The 17,580-nt window shown below is 67.6% G+C and carries 11 protein-coding genes; 2 read left to right on the top strand and 9 right to left on the bottom strand.

The features are described 5' to 3' along the window. Positions 1-23: 23 nt before the first annotated feature. From zapD to ABEA07_RS00700, 8 genes are all read right to left on the bottom strand, one after another. Positions 24-779, bottom strand: a complete 756-nt coding sequence (zapD, locus tag ABEA07_RS00735) for a cell division protein ZapD (RefSeq protein WP_345535225.1) — start codon at positions 777-779, stop codon at positions 24-26. 38 nt (positions 780-817) lie between these two features. Then, positions 818-1,834 (bottom strand): HAD family hydrolase, encoded by a 1,017-nt coding sequence (locus ABEA07_RS00730; RefSeq protein ID WP_345535224.1) that lies wholly within the window; start codon positions 1,832-1,834, stop codon positions 818-820. Between the two features lie 11 nt (positions 1,835-1,845). Then, positions 1,846-3,339, bottom strand: coding sequence for an MBOAT family O-acyltransferase (locus tag ABEA07_RS00725; protein WP_345535223.1), 1,494 nt, complete (start codon positions 3,337-3,339; stop codon positions 1,846-1,848). Between the two features lie 104 nt (positions 3,340-3,443). Next, on the bottom strand, positions 3,444-4,022 hold the full coding sequence (gene coaE / locus ABEA07_RS00720; RefSeq protein WP_345535222.1) for a dephospho-CoA kinase: 579 nt from the start codon (positions 4,020-4,022) through the stop codon (positions 3,444-3,446). Between the two features lie 19 nt (positions 4,023-4,041). Beyond that, positions 4,042-4,911, bottom strand: a complete 870-nt coding sequence (locus ABEA07_RS00715; protein ID WP_345535221.1) for a prepilin peptidase — start codon at positions 4,909-4,911, stop codon at positions 4,042-4,044. Further along, on the bottom strand, positions 4,911-6,137 hold the full coding sequence (locus ABEA07_RS00710; RefSeq protein ID WP_345535220.1) for a type II secretion system F family protein: 1,227 nt from the start codon (positions 6,135-6,137) through the stop codon (positions 4,911-4,913). The genes ABEA07_RS00715 and ABEA07_RS00710 overlap by 1 nt, the downstream gene beginning before the upstream one ends. A 19-nt stretch (positions 6,138-6,156) precedes the next feature. After that, positions 6,157-7,890: a type IV-A pilus assembly ATPase PilB gene (pilB, locus tag ABEA07_RS00705; protein ID WP_345535219.1), complete on the bottom strand. Its 1,734-nt coding sequence runs from the start codon at positions 7,888-7,890 to the stop codon at positions 6,157-6,159. A gap of 358 nt (positions 7,891-8,248) precedes the next feature. Beyond that, positions 8,249-14,221, bottom strand: a complete 5,973-nt coding sequence (locus tag ABEA07_RS00700; protein WP_345535218.1) for an alpha-2-macroglobulin family protein — start codon at positions 14,219-14,221, stop codon at positions 8,249-8,251. Between the two features lie 104 nt (positions 14,222-14,325). On the opposite strand from ABEA07_RS00700, the gene ABEA07_RS00695 reads away from it, so the two are divergent. Further along, on the top strand, positions 14,326-15,567 hold the full coding sequence (locus ABEA07_RS00695; protein ID WP_345535217.1) for a glycosyltransferase family 4 protein: 1,242 nt from the start codon (positions 14,326-14,328) through the stop codon (positions 15,565-15,567). 73 nt (positions 15,568-15,640) lie between these two features. After that, positions 15,641-16,792, top strand: a complete 1,152-nt coding sequence (gene opgC, locus ABEA07_RS00690) for an OpgC domain-containing protein (protein ID WP_345535216.1) — start codon at positions 15,641-15,643, stop codon at positions 16,790-16,792. Here the strand turns inward: opgC and ABEA07_RS00685 are convergent. Continuing rightward, positions 16,756-17,523, bottom strand: a complete 768-nt coding sequence (locus ABEA07_RS00685; RefSeq protein WP_345535215.1) for an SGNH/GDSL hydrolase family protein — start codon at positions 17,521-17,523, stop codon at positions 16,756-16,758. The genes opgC and ABEA07_RS00685 overlap by 37 nt on opposite strands. Positions 17,524-17,580 lie beyond the last annotated feature (57 nt).

Raw genomic sequence — 17,580 nt, 5'->3', positions numbered from 1 at the left:
GTGGGGGAGCCTGGGGGAGAGCATCATGCGCAGAGAGTGAGCTCGAAGGGCGTGTCTTCCTTGCTCGGGTGCAGACGGTCATCGGCCTCGTGTCGCATCAGCCGCACCGACACCATCAGGCGGTTGCCGCTGATCTCCGGGATGAGGCCGAGGCGAGGATCGATGCGCAGGCGCAGCAACTGGAAGCTGCGGCCCTGCGGTAGCGGTTGCTGGAACTGGCCGCGGGTGGCGATCACCTTGTACGGGACGTCGGCGTCGCGCAGCAGCTTCAGCAGCAGGTAGATGCACTCGGCCAGCGGCGCGAGCGTGGAGGACCAGCGTTCCAGCCCGGCCCGCCTTTCGTTGGCCGGTCGGTGCTGCCATGCATAGTAGGCCGGCAGGTCGAACTCGCAGGTGCCGCCCGGGATGCTCGCGCGGCTGCGAATGCCCATCAGCCATTCGTTTTCGGTCAGGGCCTGGCCGGCCTTGCCCGGAATGCCATTGAGCGTGGCGAAGTTGCTCTCCAGCTTCGAGATCACCTGGTCCAGGAGGGTCTCGGAGATGGCCGGATTGCCGCGATAGCTGTTGAACAGGGTTTTCTGCTTGTCCAGGTCGCGCAGCACGTCGGCCTTCAGATCGGCGCGCGCCGCCACGTCCATGATCTCGAAGATCGTGACCAGGGCGTAGTGGTGGGACAGCGGCGAATCGGCGGGCACCAGCTCGCCGAGCCGGCGGAACAGGTGCTCCAGCCGCAGATAGGTCCGGATGCGCTCGTTGAAGGGGTACTCGTAGAGGATCACGCGATTCCGTGGGGTTCCTGTCGGAACATGATAGCCCCTCAGGGCGATTTCGCAGGTGGGACCGGCAGCACTTCGCGTACCGCGGCCAGCATATGCTCGCCCAGTGCCAGCTGTCCGTGCATCGACAGGTGGGTGTCGTTCGGGAAATAGAAGTCCATCACCTTCGGATACGTTTCGCGCGCGAAGGCGTAGATGTCGGGCCCGAGGCGTGCCTCGCGGAAGCCCGCCTCGAAATCCTTCGAGAAATCGGGCTGCAGGTACACCGTGTTCTTGTTGGGGATCACGATCCACATCTGCGGGATGGCAGGATGGGCTTCCTTGAAGGCCTTGATCCGTTCCAGCGTGCCCTGGGTCAGCGGGCCGTTGCCGATGTCATCGATGAAGACCGGCAGCTTCTCGCATTCCTTGTGGGAAAAGTACTGGCAACCGTTCGGCAGCATCCGCACGCGCGTGTTCTTGTTGAAATCGAGTTCCACCGGCGACTTCCTGGCGCGCCAGGCGTTGAAATAGGCCTCCGGGCCCGTGTCGAAGCGGGCGGTCCAGTTGGGCAGCGCATCCGGTCCCGGCAACTGGGCCGGGGCGACGAAGGGCTCCAAACGCGCCTCCAGCGGCTTGACGACCTTGTCACAGGTCTGGCCGGTCACTGTGCGCTCGTCCAGCAGGCGCTCCACACTCTGGAAGATGATCAGCTTGCCCTTGAAGCCGGAGCGCTGGACCCATTGATCGAAATCCTTGCACATCACCGTACCGTACTGACCCCAATAGGTCGTGGCGACGCGGTAGCCCGCCTTCACCAGAGAGGCCTGCCAGTAGAGCGTCATCGAGAAGCTGTCGCCGATGACCAGGATGTCGGCGTCCTTGACCGGCGCGGCCTTCAGCAGGGACTTGTCGATGGTGGGCGCCGGCTTGGTCCAGCCGAAGTCCTCTTCGGGCAGGTGCCCGATACGGGTCAGATCGCCGTAGGGTGGCAGGGTGGTCAGGGAGACGAGCCACATCGCGAACACCAGGACATAACCGGTGACGAAGATGCGCAGCCAGACTTTTGCGAGCGTCATATCGGGCCGCATCAAAATTGGAAGTAGAGGAAGGGGCTGTAGCCGCCCAGCTTCGACACCGCCCAGGCGAACAGCACGAGGGTGCTGGCGGCAATGAAAACGGTCGAGGTCGCGGCCATCACGCGGTGGCCGGCCACCGATTGCGGATGGGGCACCCAGCGCTCCAGCGTGATGGCCGGCGGCAGCGCCAGGCAGATGAAGAGCCCGACCAGCATGGTCTTGAAGAAGTCGTTCTTGCGATAGGGCATGAGCCCCATCTCGTTGAAGGCGGTGGGCGGCGCGCCGTTCAGGCCCAGCATGCCCTTGTAGATCGCGATCGCGGTGTGCATGCCGTCGGCGCGGAACACCACCCAGGCGATCATCACGCACACGAAGGTCAGCAGCCAGCCGAGCACTTTCGCGACGCGGCCCGGCGCGGCGTTGCGCCGCACCTTGGCATTCCACAGGTGATTGACCATCAGGTAGGCGCCGTGCAGCGCGCCCCAGATCACGAAGGTCCACGCGGCGCCGTGCCACAGGCCGCCCAGAAGCATCGTCAGGAACAGGTTCAGGTAACGCCGGGCCGGGCCCTTGCGGTTGCCGCCCAGTGGCACGTAGAGATAGTCGCGCAGGAAGGTGGACAGCGAGATGTGCCAGCGGCGCCAGAACTCGATGATGTTGGTCGACTTGTAGGGCGAGCGGAAGTTGATGGGCAGTTGCACGCCCAGGCACAAGGACAGGCCCACCGCCATGTCCGAATAGCCCGAAAAATCGAAGTAGATCTGCAGCGTATAGGCCAGCACCCCGAACCAGGCCGTGTACAGCGTGGGCGCCAGGCCCTGGTGCGCGCCGTTGAACACCAGGTCCGCGTACTGGCCCATCGGGTCGGCGATCAGCAGTTTCTTGGCCAGGCCGAAGCTGAAGATCGCGAGCCCCACGGCGATCTTGTTCGGGTCGGGCTTGTAGGTCGACGGATTGGCGAACTGCGGCATCATTTGCGCGTGGTGCAGCACGGGGCCCGCGATCAGGTGCGGGAAGTAAGTGACGAAGAGGGCGTAGTGAACGAAGCTGCGCTCATGCACCTTGCCCTGCCAGCAGTCGACCAGGAAGGCGATCTGGGTGAAGGTGTAGAAAGAGATGCCGATCGGCAGCGCGATGTGCAGCAGCGGCATGGGCGTGAAGCCCGCCGCCGCCAGCCCTTCGTTGACGTTCGAGAGGAAGAAGTTCGCGTACTTGAAGATCGCCAGCACGCCGAGGTTGACGACCAGGGCCGCGATCAGCAGGCGCTTGCGCTGGGCGTCTTCGCGGCCCGGCGCCGGCGTCAGGCGCAGCCCGAACCAGTAGTTGACGCAGATCGATCCCAGCAGCAGCGGCATCGCCTTGACGCTCCACCACCCATAAAAGAAGAGGGAGGCGAGGGCCAGGAAGCCGGCCGCGGCCCGCACGTTGCGTTTGCCGATCCAGAAGAAGCCGAGCAGGACGATCGGGAAATAGACGAACAGGAACGCGTGCGAATTGAAAAGCATCTCGGATGGGCACGCGCCGGGGCCTGGCGCGCCGTCTTCTTCTGATCTCGGGGACGAGCCGCTGCGGCGGCAAACCCCGCATTATCGCGTGACCGCCCGGGGCATTAAACCCAGGTAAGTGCGTGGATCTCCTGGCGGAGTTCCTCGAGCGAGAGTGTCTCGTTGAAGATCACGGCGTCCGCGGCGGCCCGGCGCTCGCGCCGCGTGGCCTGTTGCGCGATCACGGCGCGCACCGCCTCGGGCGCCCAACCGGAGCGGGCCACCACGCGCCGCAGCTGAGTTTCCTCGGTCGCGTCGACCACCACGACGCGGTCGACCCGGGCCCGCCAGCGCTTCGATTCGACCAGCAGGGGCACGTCGAACACGATCAAACCCGGACCGGCGGCGCCCGCCTGGGCCTCGCATTCGAGGCCGATCACGGGGTGAAGGATGGCTTCGAGCCGCTGTCTGGCGGAGGGGTCGGCAAAGACCAGTTCCCGCATGCGCGCACGGTCCATGCTGCCGTCCGAGGCGATCACCGAGCTGCCGAAGGTCGCCTCCACCGCCGCCATGGCCGCTCCGCCGGGCTGCGTGATGGCCCGCGCGATCGCGTCGGTATCGATCAGCGTGGCGCCCCGTTCGACCAGAATGGCCGCGACCGTGCTCTTGCCGCTGCCGATGCCGCCGGTGAGGCCGATGCGCATGCCGCGAATGCCTTCTGCGTCAGAGGCCGACCGTGCGCAGGATCGCGTCCGGGCCGAACAGCATGGCGGTGAGGCCGGCGCCGGCCAGGAAGGGTCCGAAGGGCACGTAGCCGCCTTCCCGCAGGCCACTGTTGAACTTGAGGATCAGGCCGATGACCACGCCGATCACCGAGGCCATCAGCACGATCGGTACCAGCGCCTGCCAGCCGAACCAGGCGCCGAAGGCGGCGAAGAGCTTGAAGTCGCCGTAGCCCATGCCCTCCTTGCCGGTGGTGAGCTTGAAGAGCCAGTACACGCCCCACAGCGACATGTAGCCTGCCACCGCGCCCCAGACGGCATCGGCCACGCTGATGCCCGTGAAGCCGCCGATGGCCGCCAGCAACCCGACCCACAGCAGGGGCAGCGTGATGTCGTCGGGCAGGTAGGTGGTGTCCCAGTCGATCAGGGCGGCGGTCAGCAACGCGGCCGCGAAGCCGGACCAGACGAGGCCGCCCAGGGAGCCCGGCATGCGCCACACGCACCAGGCGAAGAGTAGCGCGGTGGCCAGTTCCACCAAAGGATAGCGAAGGCTGATCGGCGCTTTGCACGAAGAGCACTTGCCGCCCAGGAAGACATAGCTCAGGATCGGCAGGTTCTCGTACCAGCGGATCGCATGGTCGCAGTGCGGGCAGCGCGAGCGAGGCACGACGAGGTTGAAGGGCTCCTGCGCCGTCTCTGCCTTCCGTGCCTGGCCGGCACCGCCCTCGGCGCCGTTCAGCTCGGCGCATTCGGCGGCCCATTGACGTTCCATCATCTTGGGGAGCCGGTGGATCACCACGTTGAGGAAGCTGCCGATCATGAGCCCCAGCACGCCGGCCAGCGCGGCGTCCACCCCCTGCGACACCAGCATCAGACGACCTGGCCCAGCTTGAAGATCGGCAGGTACATCGACACCACGATCCCGCCGATGATCACGCCCAGGAACACGATGATGATCGGCTCCATCAGGCTGGAGAGGCCGGCGACCATGTCGTCGACCTCGGACTCGTAGAAGTCGGCTGCCTTGCCCAGCATGTGATCGATGGAGCCGGATTCCTCACCGATCGCGGTCATCTGCAGCACCATCGAGGGAAACAGGTTGGCGTTGGTCATGGCCGTGGTCAGGCTGGTGCCGGTCGAGACCTCCTGCTGGATCTTGACCGTGGCATCGCTGTACACGGTGTTGCCCGAGGCGCCGCCCACCGAGTCGAGGGCCTCGACCAGCGGCACGCCGGCGGCGAACATGGTGGCCAGCGTGCGGGTCCAGCGGGCGACGCAGGACTTGTCGATCAGCGCGCCGAAGATCGGCAGGCGCAGCAGCAGGCGATCCATGAAGCGCTGCACCTTCTCGTTGCGCTTCCAGGCCTGGAAGAAGAAGTACAGTCCGCCCCCGATGACGCCGAAGATCAGCCACCAGTAGGCGACGAAAAATTCGCTCATCGCCATGACGAAGAGCGTCGGTGCCGGCAGGTCCGCGCCGAAGGAGGTGAACACCTGCTTGAAGGCCGGGATCACGAAGATCATGATGATCGCCACCACCACGAAGGCCACCACGATCACCGAGGTGGGGTACATCAGCGCCGACTTGATCTTCGACTTGATGGCCTCGGTTTTCTCCATGTAGGTGGCGAGCCGGTCGAGCAGGTCCTCCAGGATACCGGCGGCCTCACCGGCCTCGACCAGGTTGCAGTAGAGGTTGTCGAAGTACTTCGGGAACTTGCGGAAAGCGGAGGACAGCGAGGTGCCGGTCTCGACGTCGCTGCGGATGTCGTTCAGCAGCTTGGCCACGCTCGGGTTGGCATTGCCGCGACCCACGATGTCGAAGGCCTGCAGCAACGGGACACCGGCCTTCATCATGGTGGCCAGCTGGCGCGTGAAGATCGCGATGTCCTTGGGCTTGATCGCCTTGCCGGCACGCATGCGCCGCTTCTTGATCTTCGAGGCCAGCACACCCTGGCGGCGCAGCGCCGCCTGGACCTGGTTCTCGCCGGCAGCGCGCAGTTCGCCGCGCACCACCTTGCCGTTGCGGTCCTTGCCTTCCCACTCGTAGACGAATTCCTTGTGGGTTGCGCGCGACGATGCTGCTGCCGTTGCCATTCGATCTCCGCTTCTCTCTCTATTCGTTGGTCACCGCGAGCACCTCCTCGAGCGAGGTGAGGCCCTGCATTACCTTCTGCAGGCCCGACTGGCGCAGCGAGCGAACCCCTTCGGATTCCGCCTGGTGGGCGATCTCCAGGGCGCTGCCGTCGCGCAGGATGATCTTCTGGATCTCCTCGGAGATCGGCATCACCTGATAGATGCCCACGCGGCCCTTGTAGCCGCTGTTGCACGCCGGGCAGCCGATCGCCTTGTAGGGCTTCCAGGTGCCGTCGATCTCGTGCTCCTTGTAGCCGGCGTCGAGCAGGGCTTCCTTCGGCACGTCCGCCGGGACCTTGCAGACCGCGCAGAGCCGGCGCGCCAGCCGCTGGGCAGTGATGAGGATCACGCTGGAGGCGATGTTGAAGGGCGCGATGCCCATGTTGCGCATCCGCGTCAGCGTGGTCGGGGCGTCGTTCGTGTGGAGCGTCGACAGGACCAGGTGCCCGGTCTGGGCGGCCTTGATCGAGATGTCGGCGGTTTCGAGGTCGTGGATTTCGCCGACCATGATGATGTCCGGGTCCTGCCGCAGGAAGGCGCGCAGCGCGGTCGCGAAGGTCAGGCCCGCCTTTTCATTGACGTTGACCTGGTTCACGCCCGGCATGTTGATTTCGGACGGGTCTTCCGCCGTGGCGATGTTGACGCCCGGCTTGTTCAGCAGGTTCAGGCAGGTGTAGAGGGAGACTGTCTTGCCCGAGCCCGTCGGGCCGGTGACAAGCACCATCCCGTAGGGTCGGCTGATGGCGTCCAGCAGCCGAGCCTTTTCTTCCGGGTCGTAGCCGAGCGCGTCGATGCCCATGCGGGCGCTGCTGGGGTCGAGGATACGCACCACGATCTTCTCGCCGAACAGCGTGGGCAGCGTGCTGACCCGGAAGTCGATCACACGGTCCGGGCCGATCTTGAGCTTCATGCGGCCGTCCTGCGGCACCCGCTTTTCGGAGATGTCCAGCCGCGAGATCACCTTGATGCGCGAGGCCAGCTTTTCCTTGATGACGGTGGGCGGGGTTGCGATCTCGCGCAGTTCGCCATCGACACGGAAACGCACGCGATATTGGTGCTCGTAAGGTTCGAAGTGGATGTCCGACGCCCGCATGCTGAAGGCGTCGAGCAGCATCTTGTGCAGGAAGCGCACGACCGGCGCATCCTCGACCTCGGCGATCGCCGTTTCGTTCTGGTCAGCGGTTTCCGCGATGGAGGAGTCGTCGAACTCGAACTCGGCGCCGACGATGCTGTCGATGGTCTCGGAGGCGCTCACCGCCGCCGCTTCGACCATGCGAGAGAGCTTGTCGTACTCCGCGATCACCCAGTCCACGCCCATCTGGGAGGCGAACTTGATCTTTTCGACGGCCTGCTGGTCCGAGGGGTCGGCCGTCGCGACGATGAGGCGGTTGTTGCGCTTGCTCAATACCACCACCCGGTAGGCCTGGCACAGCTTGGCGTCCAGCAGGTCCTTGGGCAGGCGTTGCGGGTCGACGGCGTCCAGGTCGAGCAGGGGGGCGCCGAAGGCGCTCGAGAGGGTGTGGGCCAGGTCGGCCGGTGAGACGGCGCCGGTCCCGGTCAGTTCCGCGATGAAGCTGGTGCGGCTGCTGGTGGCCTTCTGGTAGATCTCCTCCGCGGTCTTCGCCGGCAGCTTGCCGGCGGAGATCAATGCGCGCGCCAGCCCGGGCAGGGCGATCTGCGCGCTTTCTTTGGCGAGAGGGTCAGCAGCGGCCATTCAATGGAATGTAACAAGACGTGAAAAATGCATCACGATCATCGCTGATCGCCCTGTAGCTGTAAACCGATCCATTTGGACCGGAGCGCGCAGCATTTTGCGTTTACAGCGGGAAAGGCGAGTCGGAGCGAACAGAGGGGATGGAGCGGGCTGCACTTCCGAGAGGCACTGATCGGCAGAGGTCGATGGCTGGGCCTCCCCGGAAATACGAAACGGGCATCCGCGGCACGTATTCGAGATCCGATCTCTTCCAGCGATTGAACGAGGCCGCCAGTTTAGGCCCAAACGAGCCCAATGCCTCTTTCATCCTGGGCGCGCGCTCCCCCTGTGGCGGCCGCGCATCGGTTCACGCGGGCGGCTATTTCGCCGCTTCCACCTTCACGCGCCCGTTCGGCGACTCGCCGAACATTTCCGGTGCGTAGAGCGCCTCGACGCGGCTCGGCGGCAGCACGAAATCGCCGACGTTGTTCAGGCGCACCGTGTATTCCATCTTCACCACGCCCCTGGGCAGGTATTCGTAGTAGCTGCGGAAGGCTTCGAAGCTGCGCTCCTCGAAGGCCGGCCAGCCGGCGCCCGAGCGCTTTTCGCCCTGGGTCGCAATCTGGGAGTCGCGTCCCAGGCCGCTGCCGAGGATGGTGGCGCCGCCGGGGATGGGATCGGTGACCGCGACCCAGGTCATGTCCGCGCTGGCGTTGACTTCCAGGCTCACCCGGAGCACGTCGCCGCGCGTGTAGATGCCCTTGACCGCCTGCTCGACCGGTGTCACCGTTTTCTTGATCGCGTAGCCGGCCGCGAAGGGTGCCTTGAGTTCGACGGCCGCGATGGACTGCAGCGTGAGCCACGGCCTGCCGCTGCCGCTCTGGGTGACCAGCAGCGTGTCGCGAACGGCCGCCCCCTCGGCCGGCCAGGGCAGGAACATGCTGTTGTGGCGCAGGCTGCCGGGTGCGGCGGGTGCACCGAATGCCGTCGTCTGGTGGGGCGTGCCGCCGGCGTCGCCGGTCTTGACGCGTTCGACCTTGCTCCAGTCCACCTGGGCCTTGGCAGTTCCGAAATTGGCGGCGGTGATGCCGGCGACCGGTGCGGTCTCGAACTGCCTGGAGAACTTCTCGAGCGCCAGCCCGCCCCAGAGGTTGGCCGTCGTCGTGTGCCAGGCGCCTTTCTGCTGGCGGCCGATGAAGCCGCTGGCCAGCCGCCCGATGTCCTCCCTCCAGGCCGGATCGTCCAGGACGGTCAGCAGCAGCCGGGCCGTGTTGACGTCGCCGTTGGCCATGAGCCACCACCAGTAGTCGTCGCGCTCGGTGCTGAACACCAGCTTCGTGCCCTGATAGCTCAGCCGCGCCTTCAAAACGTTGTTGGCCTCCTCGAGGCGCTGCTGGCGCTGTGGAACGTCGGGCACGCGCTTGAGGATGTTGATCCAGTCGATGACTGCGCTGGTTGGCCACTGGTTGGGCGAGATGGTCAGGCTGCCGGTCATGCGGCCCTGGGCCTTGCCGTAGCGTGACAGCGCCTCCAGCGCGGCGAGCTTGCGCACGTCCAGGTCCTTGCGCGGGCTCCAGAACTCGCGCTGGATGCGGCCCTCGACGAAGGCGATCAGCCCCTGCTCCATCGGCGCCCGGGCGGCGTCGGGCAGGGCGAAGGCCGGGTCCAGCGCGGCCGCTTCGTGGGTGGCCGCCAGGACGTAGGCGGTCAGGATGTCGCTGCCGCGGCCGGCCTCGCCGTCACGCGGCGGGAAGTAGCCGGCCAGGCCGTCGCCGTCGAGGTAGCTGGGCAACTGCGCCACCACCGCCTGCCAGGCTTTGCCGTCGCGCAGCCCGATGGACTTGCTGGTCTTCTGCTCGAGGCAGGCATAGGGGTAGGCGGCGAACCAGTCGCGCACGCCCGTCAAGCCCTCGGCCAGGCGCGGCTGCAGCGACAGCCGCAGGCCGCCGCGGCCGGGCAGGGCGTCGGCCGGCGGCGCCACGTCGAGCGTGAAGGGGCCGTCCAGTTGCACCAGGGTGGCCTGCTGCACCGTGAGCGGCACGGCGGGCACGATGCGTTGGCGCACCTTGAGTGCATCGCGTGCGGCGCCGAGCGTGTCGCGCGCCTCGATCTCCCACAGGATCGCCTCGGCTCGGCTCTGGGCCAGCTGCGCCGGCGCCGTGACCGTCCAGGCCAGCTCGCGCGCTTCACCGGGCGGGATCTCGACCGTCTGCGGCTCCAGCTTCAGCAGGGTGGCGCGGGGCGCGGCCTCCACCTTCATCGGCTTTTGAGTCGTGTTGCGCAGGGTGAACTGGGCGCGGAACTGGTCGTCCTCGCGCACCAGCGGCGGCAGGCCGCTGACGATCTGCAGGTCCTGCGTGGCCTGAATCGAGGTGTGCCCGGTGCCGAAAAGGCCGGTGCCCGCATCCGCCACCGCCACGATCCTGAAGGTGGTGAGCGCGTCGTTGAGCGGCACCGTGACCGTGGCCCGGCCGTTGGCGTCCAGCACGAGCGCCGGCTGCCACAGCAGCAGGGTGTCGAGCAACTCGCGCGTCTGGCCCTTGCCGCCGCCACCGCCGGCCGGGACCGCCTTGCGGCCGTAGTGTCGGCGCCCGACGATCTCCATCTGCGCGGTGGAGGTGGAAACACCCCAGCTGCGCCGCTGCATCATGGCCTCCAGCAGCTTCCAGCTGTCATTGGGCATCAGCTCCAGCAGGGCCTGGTCGACCGCGGCCAGCGCCACCTCGGCGCCGGCGGCGGGCTGGCCGTTCGGCAGCCTGGCGGCGATGGTGATCTGGGCCTGACCGCGCACGGGGTAGGTGGGCTTGTCGCTCGCCACCTTCACCTCGATCTGGTGGGCCTGGGTGCCGACGCGGACCTCCGCGAGCCCCAACCGGAAGGCCGGCTTGCTGAGGTCGACCAGCGCGGTGGGCGCCACGTACTCCTTGCCCTCGTACCAGAAGGCGGTCCACCATTCGCGCGGCGCCTTGAAGCCCCAGGTGAAGAAGCTGTACCACGGCACCTCGCGCAGCCGGCCGCGCAGCGCCAGCACGCTCACATAGGCGTTCGGGCCCCACTCGGGTTTGACCTGCAGCGTGACCGTCGGGTCCTTGCCGTCGAGCCGCACCACCTGCGTCTCGATCACGCCTTCGCGCTCCACCGACACCAGCGCGGTGGCGAAGCGGAAGGGGCTGCGCACCTGGAAGCGGGCGGTCTCGCCGGGCTGGTAGGTCTTTTTCTCGGGCAGCACGTCGATGCGGTCGTGGTCCTCGCCGCCGAACCACAGTTCGCCCTGGCGGGTGACGTACACCGTGCTGGCGGCGCGGCTGTCGCGGCCCTCCTTGTCGGTGGCGCTGGCGATCAGCTCGACCTGGCCGGCCTCCTTGAGTTCGGCCTCGCACAGCAGCAGCCCCCGGGCATCGCTCTTGCCGCTGCAGACGGTGCCGATCTCCTTCATCTCGGTCTTGTTGTCGTAGGTGTAGAAGCCGCCCACCATGCGCTTGCGGCTGGTGGTGGTGATGCGCGCGATGGCCCGCACGTTGAGCGTGACGCCCTCCTGAGGCTTGCCGGCGAGGTCCAGCGCCAGGGCCTGGAACTTGAGCTTCTGGCTGGCGGAAGCCCAGCTCTCGGTCTTGACGCCGGCGATCACGGCCGCCGGCCAGAGCGTCTGCACGCCGCGCAGGGTTTGAACCTCGCCATTGGGGTCGGCGTAGGTAGCTTCCAGCACCAGCTCGCGCGGCGTGGACTTGGCCTGCGGGATCTTCTCGATCGTGAGCCGGCCGGCGCCGTTCCTGTCGAGGGTCAGGGGCAGCTTGTCGGCGATCACGCGCAGGTCCTGCGAGGCCGATTCAGCCTCCTCGGCGTCGGCACCCGACGAGGCCTGGCCGTCCGTGCGCGGCGGCGCGAAGCTGAAGGCGTCGAAGTCGGGGAAGGACAGGCTCTTGGCCCGCACGGCTGCCGTGACCCGCACCGGCAGGTGGGCTGCGCCGCCCCCGGCCACGTAGTTGACCTGCACGTCGACGGGCAGAGAGGTCGGCGCCAGCAGCGGCTTGTTCTCGGCCGGTGCGATGCGGCCTTCCAGGACCGGCAGGCGGAATTCCTCGACGCGGAACTGGCCGGTGGCGAAGCTGCGCGGGCCGCCGTCCTCGGCGTCGGCGCTGCCTTCCCTGCCGTTGCGCAGCTCCACCTGGTAGAGGCCGAGCTTGGCCGCGGGCGGAATGGCGAAGCTGTTCTCGCCGCTGAGCCCGCCGGTGCGCGTCTTGCGCCAGTTCAGCGGCTGGGTGAACTGCTGGCCGCTGCCCACGTGCGTCACGACCAGCGTGTCGGGCAGGGTGCCCGGCAGGCCGAAGCCCTCGCGCGTCTGCGTGCGGATCAGGTGCTTCATCGACACCGTCTCGCCCGCGCGCAGCAGCGTGCGGTCAAGCACGGTGTGGGCCACGCGGTCGGGCTCGGGCTCCAGGCTGGTGGGCACGTTGAAGCGCCAGGGCTCGATGCCGCGCTGCCAGTCGCTCCAGGTGAAGGCCAGGTCCTCGACGCCCCGCTCGTCCTTGGCGCGGGCGCTGACGAAATAGGCGTCGGCGCTGTAGTCGTCTTCACTGGCACAGCTCGGCGGGCTGGAGGAGATGCCGGACAACTGCACAATGCCGCGCGCATCGGTGGTGCCGGCGGCGACTTCCTTGCCGCCGCAGTCCGACACACGCACCGCCGCGTCGGGAACCACCTTGCCCTTGTCCAGGGTCGTGACCCAGGCCAGCGCGTTCTCGCGGCCCAGCTTGAAGTGCACCGCCAGATTGGTGGCCAGTGCCGTGGTGCGCACGTACATCGTGCGGCCGGCGCCGTAGCGCTCGTCGAGCAGGGCGTCGCCCAGCTTCTGCGAAGCGATCTCCAGCACGTGGAAGCCCGGCGTCAGCGGAATGCCGATGACCTCGAAGGGCCGCGGATCGCCGCCTTCGGCCTTGGGCATGTCCAGCGTCTTCACGCCCGCCTGGCCTCCCAGCAGCGAGAGCATGCGGCTCTGGACCCGCTCGCGCTCGTCCTTGTCGATCACCTTCGGCAGCGGGCCCTTGACGTCGCGCGCCGCCTGCTTGCGCGCGACCGTGTCATTGCTGTCGTAGCGGCGCACTTTGCGGAACCAGGCAATGATCTCGGCGTCCGTGCGCGGGTTGAGGTCGCTCACCTGGCCGGGCGTCAGTGCCTGCACCTGCAGCGCCGGCTCCACGCGCCGCACCGTGACCGGCATCAGCGCCGTGCCGCCGGGCTCGGCCAGGCGCTCGACCACGCCGAAGGGCGCGGCTGCGAACTTGGCCAGCGGCGGCATGGCACCCGTGGCGACCTTGAGCGGAAAGCTGTCGGGCGCGGCCAGGGGGCGGCCCGAGGCATCTTCGAAGCGGGCCGGCAGTTCGATGGCGAAGGACATCTGCTCGGCGAAAGGCGGCGGGAAGCGGACCGAGTCGACCACCGCGTCCTCGTCCTGGGCCGCAGCTTCGTCGTCTAACTTGGGCTTGAGGGTCTTGCCGCCGCCCTTCAGCGTGATTTGCGCCGCCAGCTTGCGCGCCACCGGCGCGTTGAACTGCAGCACCATGGGCTTGAGCGGAAGGCAGGCCGACTGGGCGTTCTCGCGCTCGCAGCTGAAGGACACCGCGAAGGGCTCGCGCACCTGGAAGTTCATGCGCCGCTCGACCGTGTTGGTGACGCCGGAGGGGGTCGCGACGCCCCTGCCGAACACCAGCTGCAGGCGTCCGCCGGGCGTCAGGCGGCGATTGCATTGCAGCGTCACGAAGCGCAATGGTGTCTTCTCGGCGTCGCGTTCGCGGCCGAAGGCCTTGAGCAGTGCCTGGCGCTGCTCGCCGTCGATCAGCCGGACCGGAATGCGCTCGCCCACGCCGTCGGCCTGGCACCAGACGTTCTCGCGCACACTCTCCAGCGTGGCGGGGCCGTTGAGCTCCAGCATGAACTGCTGTTCCTCGTCGATCCGTCCGTAGCCGGGCTGCCAGTGGCGCACGAAGGGGCCGCCGCTGGAGAACTGGTAGCGCTCGGGTCCGGTCAGTTCCGCACCCGAGGCCGAGCGGAAGGCGGCGATCCGCGTCACCGTGCAGCGCACGCCGGGCGGCAGATCGTTCTCGAAGTCCCAGACCCATTGCCGGTCGGCGGTCCAGCGGCCCGTGCCCTTGCCAGCCTGCGCGTCGCTGCAACTCACCGCCAGCGGGGCGGGCGACTTGGGGTCGCCGAAGTGAACGGCCGCCTGGTCGAATTTCGCGACCACCTGGCGGACCCGCGACACTTCACCCTGCGGCGTGAGGCTGGTGATCTGCAGCGCGTTGGCACCGAGGACGGCGAAGGCCAGGGCCGCGGCCGCGAAGGTCCGCATCGTCATTTTCTTTTTCGTTCTCAACAGACTTCTCCTTGGGGGCGCCAGCGTAGCGCAACTCCTGCGTGGCCATGAGGACGAGCCATAGGCGTCCACTATGATCGATCGATATGAAACTGCTGTTCAGCCATCCCGCAGGCAACCAGAACGTGCGCGCCATGCTCGATGGATTGGAGGCCGCCGGCATGCTGGCGCGCTTCACCACCACGCTGGCGGTGGCGCCGGACCACCCGGCCCTCAAGCTGGTGCCCCAGGGCCTGAGCCGCGACCTGCTGCGCCGCCGCTTCAACATCCCGCGCGAGAAGATCCTGCAACACCCCTGGCGCGAACTGGCGCGGGCGGTCTGCTCCCGCGCCGGCTGGAACTACTGGCTGCGCCACGAGGAGGGCTTCGCCTCCATCGACGGCGTGCTGCAGGACTTCGACCGCTTCAGCGCCCGCGCCCTGGCGCAGCTGCACCGGCGCTGCGCCCTGGGGGCGGTCTACACCTACGAGGACTCCGCGCTCGACACCTTCCGGGTGGCCCGCCAGCTGGGTATCAAGTGCGTCTACGACCTGCCCATCTCGTACTGGGAAGTCGGCCGCAAGCTGATGGAAGAGGAAATCCAGCGCCTGCCCGCCTGGCAGGAGGCGCTGGGCGGCGGGATGTCCGATTCGCCCGCCAAGCTGGAGCGCAAGGCGCACGAACTCGAGCTGGCCGACCTGGTGGTGGTGCCCAGCCGCTTCGTGGCCGATTCGCTGCCCTCCTGGGCCGGGCAGAAGTCGCGGGTGCTGTCGCCCTTCGGCTCGCCGCTGTCGGTCGCCGCGGCGGCGCCGAAGGCGGTCGATCCCTCCAAGCCGCTGCGCGTGCTTTTCGTCGGCTCGATGGGCCAGCGCAAGGGCCTGGCCGACCTGTTCCAGGCCATGCACCTGCTCAAGGGCGAGAACATCGAGCTGGTCGTGATGGGCTCGCCCTTGGCCGACCTGAGCTTCTACCGTGGGCAGTACGCCGACTTCACGCACGAAAAGGGTCGCCCGCATGCCGAGGTGCTGGCGCTCATGCGCAGCTGCGACGTCTTCTGCCTGCCCTCGCTCTACGAGGGCCGGGCGCTGGTGATGCAGGAGGCGATGAGCCAGGGGCTGCCGGTCGTGATCACCCCCAACACCGGCGGCGACGACCTGGTCATCGAGGGCAAGACCGGCTTCCTGGTGCCGATCCGTTCGCCCGAGAAGATCGCGGAGAAGCTGGCCTGGTTCAATCAGAACCGGCACGCCCTGCCGGAGATGAGCCAGGCCGCGGTACAGCATGCGGCCAGCTACACCTGGCAGAACTACAGCGATGTCGTGATCGACGCCATCCGCAAGCTGGGCTGACGAGGGAAACACCTGCGATGTGCCCCCGCCCGCCGACGGCCCCGCCGCCGTCGCTGCCGGCGGCCGAGTTCCGATGAAGCGCTATTGGGAAATCGACGCACTGCGCGGGCTGATGCTCGTGCTGATGACCTTCACCCACCTGCCCACGCGCTTCACCGATCCGCTGGGGCAACCCTTCGGCTTCGTCTCCGCGGCCGAGGGCTTCGTGCTGCTCTCGGCCTTCGTTGCCGGCCTCGTCTATACCCGCATCAGCGACCGCCAGGGCGTGGACGCCATGCGCCGGGCCTTCTGGCGCCGCGCGCTCAAGGTCTACCTGGCGCAGGCCGCGACGCTGCTCTTTCTATTCACCATCATCACCCGGGTCGGTCTGCGCATCGACCAGCCGGCGGTGAAGAACCTGCTGTCCTTCTACCTGGCCGATCCGCCCGAGGCCTTCGCCTATTCGCTGCTGCTGGTGTACGAGCCGGCACTGCTGGACATCCTGCCGATGTACATCTTCTTCATGTTGATGAGCCCCTGGGTGCTGGCCTTCGCGCTGCGCCACGGCTGGGCGGGCGTGATGCTGGCGAGTGCAGCCTTCTGGGCGCTGGCGCAGTTCGGCTTCAGCGAATGGCTGTATGGGCTGGCCGCGCAGTACCTGCACCTGTCCGTTCCCTTTCACGAGATGGGCGCGTTCAATGCCTTCGCATGGCAGTTCCTGTGGTTCGCCGGCCTGTGGATGGGCGCCAGCCGCCATGCGCCCGACGCCGAGCCCTTCCGCATTCCGCGCTGGGTCGCCGCGCTGGCCGTCGCACTGGCGATCTATGGGATCTGGTGGCGGCACCACGGCATCAACGGCCAGGCGCCCTTCGGTGGCGACGAGGAATTGAACATGCTCTTCGACAAGTGGCAACTCGGTCCGCTGCGCATCGTCAACCTGGTGGTGCTGGGCATCGTCGCGGTGCGCTTCGGGCCGGGGCTGATGCGGCGCATCCCGCGCCTTCGCTGGCTGGAGGCCATGGGCTCGGCCTCGCTGCCGGTCTTCTGCGCGCACCTGGTGGCGGTGCTGCTGGTGCTGGCCTTCTACGGCGACAGCCAGACGGCCCGGCCGTGGTGGGGTGACGCGCTGCTGCTGGCCGTGGTGTTCGCCTGGCTCTACGCGGTGGCGCGGGCCACACAGTGGTGGGACAACCGCCCGCCCAAGGCCCGCTACCGCGACACCGGAACGATCGACAGCTCGGCCTGAGCGGAGGGCTGCAGCCGCGCACCGATCACCGTGCGCCACAGCCGATAGCCCTCCTCGTTGAGGTGCAGCTTGTCGCCCAGGAACAGCTCGGGCCGCGGCCGGCCGTCCGCGCCCAGCATGGGCGTGAATACGTCGATGTACTCGCTGTTGGGCAGCCGCCGCAGGTAGGCGGCGATGATGTCGTTGGTCTCACGCATCAGCGGCTGCAGCTTGTCGCGCGAGGGGCTCGGCTTGATCGAGATGTAGCTGATGCGCGCCTCCGGCAGCGCCTCTCGCACCGTATTCGCGAACTGAGCGAAGCTCTCCAGGATCTGGATCGGCGTGCGGCCTTCCGCCAGGTCGTTGTCGCCCGCATAGACCAGCACGTGCCGCGGCTTGTAGCGCAACACCAGCTCGGGCGCGAAGTAGCTGCAATCGGCCATGGTCGAGCCGCCGAAGCCGCGGTTGATGACCACCGGCAGTTGCGGAAACGCCTGCGCCAGCCGGGTCCACAAGCGGATGGTGGAACTGCCCACGAAGACCACCCCGCCTTCGCTGGGCCATTGCTGCCGGTCCGCGGCATCGAAGGCCGCGAGTTCGGCGCGCCAGCGCGCCTGGGCGGCGAGGTAGGCGGGTGAGGGGGGGGCATCCAGGCCGGCGTGGGAAGTCTGGGCCGGCGCGCCAAGGGCCGCCAGAAGCAGCGGCATCGGCAGCAGAATCCGGCGGGCCGCCTGGGCAAGAGAAGCGTGCATCGACACCATCGTGTTCGGGAAAGCGAGTCTTCAGAACGCATCCTGCAGGCCAATCGC

Origin of the sequence: Variovorax defluvii (assembly GCF_039541515.1) — a bacterium.
GTDB lineage: Bacteria > Pseudomonadota > Gammaproteobacteria > Burkholderiales > Burkholderiaceae_C > Variovorax > Variovorax defluvii.
The sequence above is the reverse complement of the archived record's forward strand: the minus strand, read 5'-3'. Positions and strand labels throughout refer to the sequence as shown.

What these genes read in the sequence shown, in the direction of transcription:
- coaE (WP_345535222.1), bottom strand. Translation starts at nt 4,022, where the DNA reads ATGCGCATCGGCCTCACCGGCGGCATCGGCAGCGGCAAGAGCACGGTC.
- ABEA07_RS00710 (WP_345535220.1), bottom strand. Translation starts at nt 6,137, where the DNA reads ATGGCAACGGCAGCAGCATCGTCGCGCGCAACCCACAAGGAATTCGTC.
- ABEA07_RS00700 (WP_345535218.1), bottom strand. Translation starts at nt 14,221, where the DNA reads ATGACGATGCGGACCTTCGCGGCCGCGGCCCTGGCCTTCGCCGTCCTC.
- ABEA07_RS00695 (WP_345535217.1), top strand. Translation starts at nt 14,326, where the DNA reads ATGAAACTGCTGTTCAGCCATCCCGCAGGCAACCAGAACGTGCGCGCC.
- pilB (WP_345535219.1), bottom strand. Translation starts at nt 7,890, where the DNA reads ATGGCCGCTGCTGACCCTCTCGCCAAAGAAAGCGCGCAGATCGCCCTG.
- ABEA07_RS00685 (WP_345535215.1), bottom strand. Translation starts at nt 17,523, where the DNA reads ATGCACGCTTCTCTTGCCCAGGCGGCCCGCCGGATTCTGCTGCCGATG.
- ABEA07_RS00730 (WP_345535224.1), bottom strand. Translation starts at nt 1,834, where the DNA reads ATGACGCTCGCAAAAGTCTGGCTGCGCATCTTCGTCACCGGTTATGTC.
- ABEA07_RS00715 (WP_345535221.1), bottom strand. Translation starts at nt 4,911, where the DNA reads ATGCTGGTGTCGCAGGGGGTGGACGCCGCGCTGGCCGGCGTGCTGGGG.
- opgC (WP_345535216.1), top strand. Translation starts at nt 15,641, where the DNA reads ATGAAGCGCTATTGGGAAATCGACGCACTGCGCGGGCTGATGCTCGTG.
- ABEA07_RS00725 (WP_345535223.1), bottom strand. Translation starts at nt 3,339, where the DNA reads ATGCTTTTCAATTCGCACGCGTTCCTGTTCGTCTATTTCCCGATCGTC.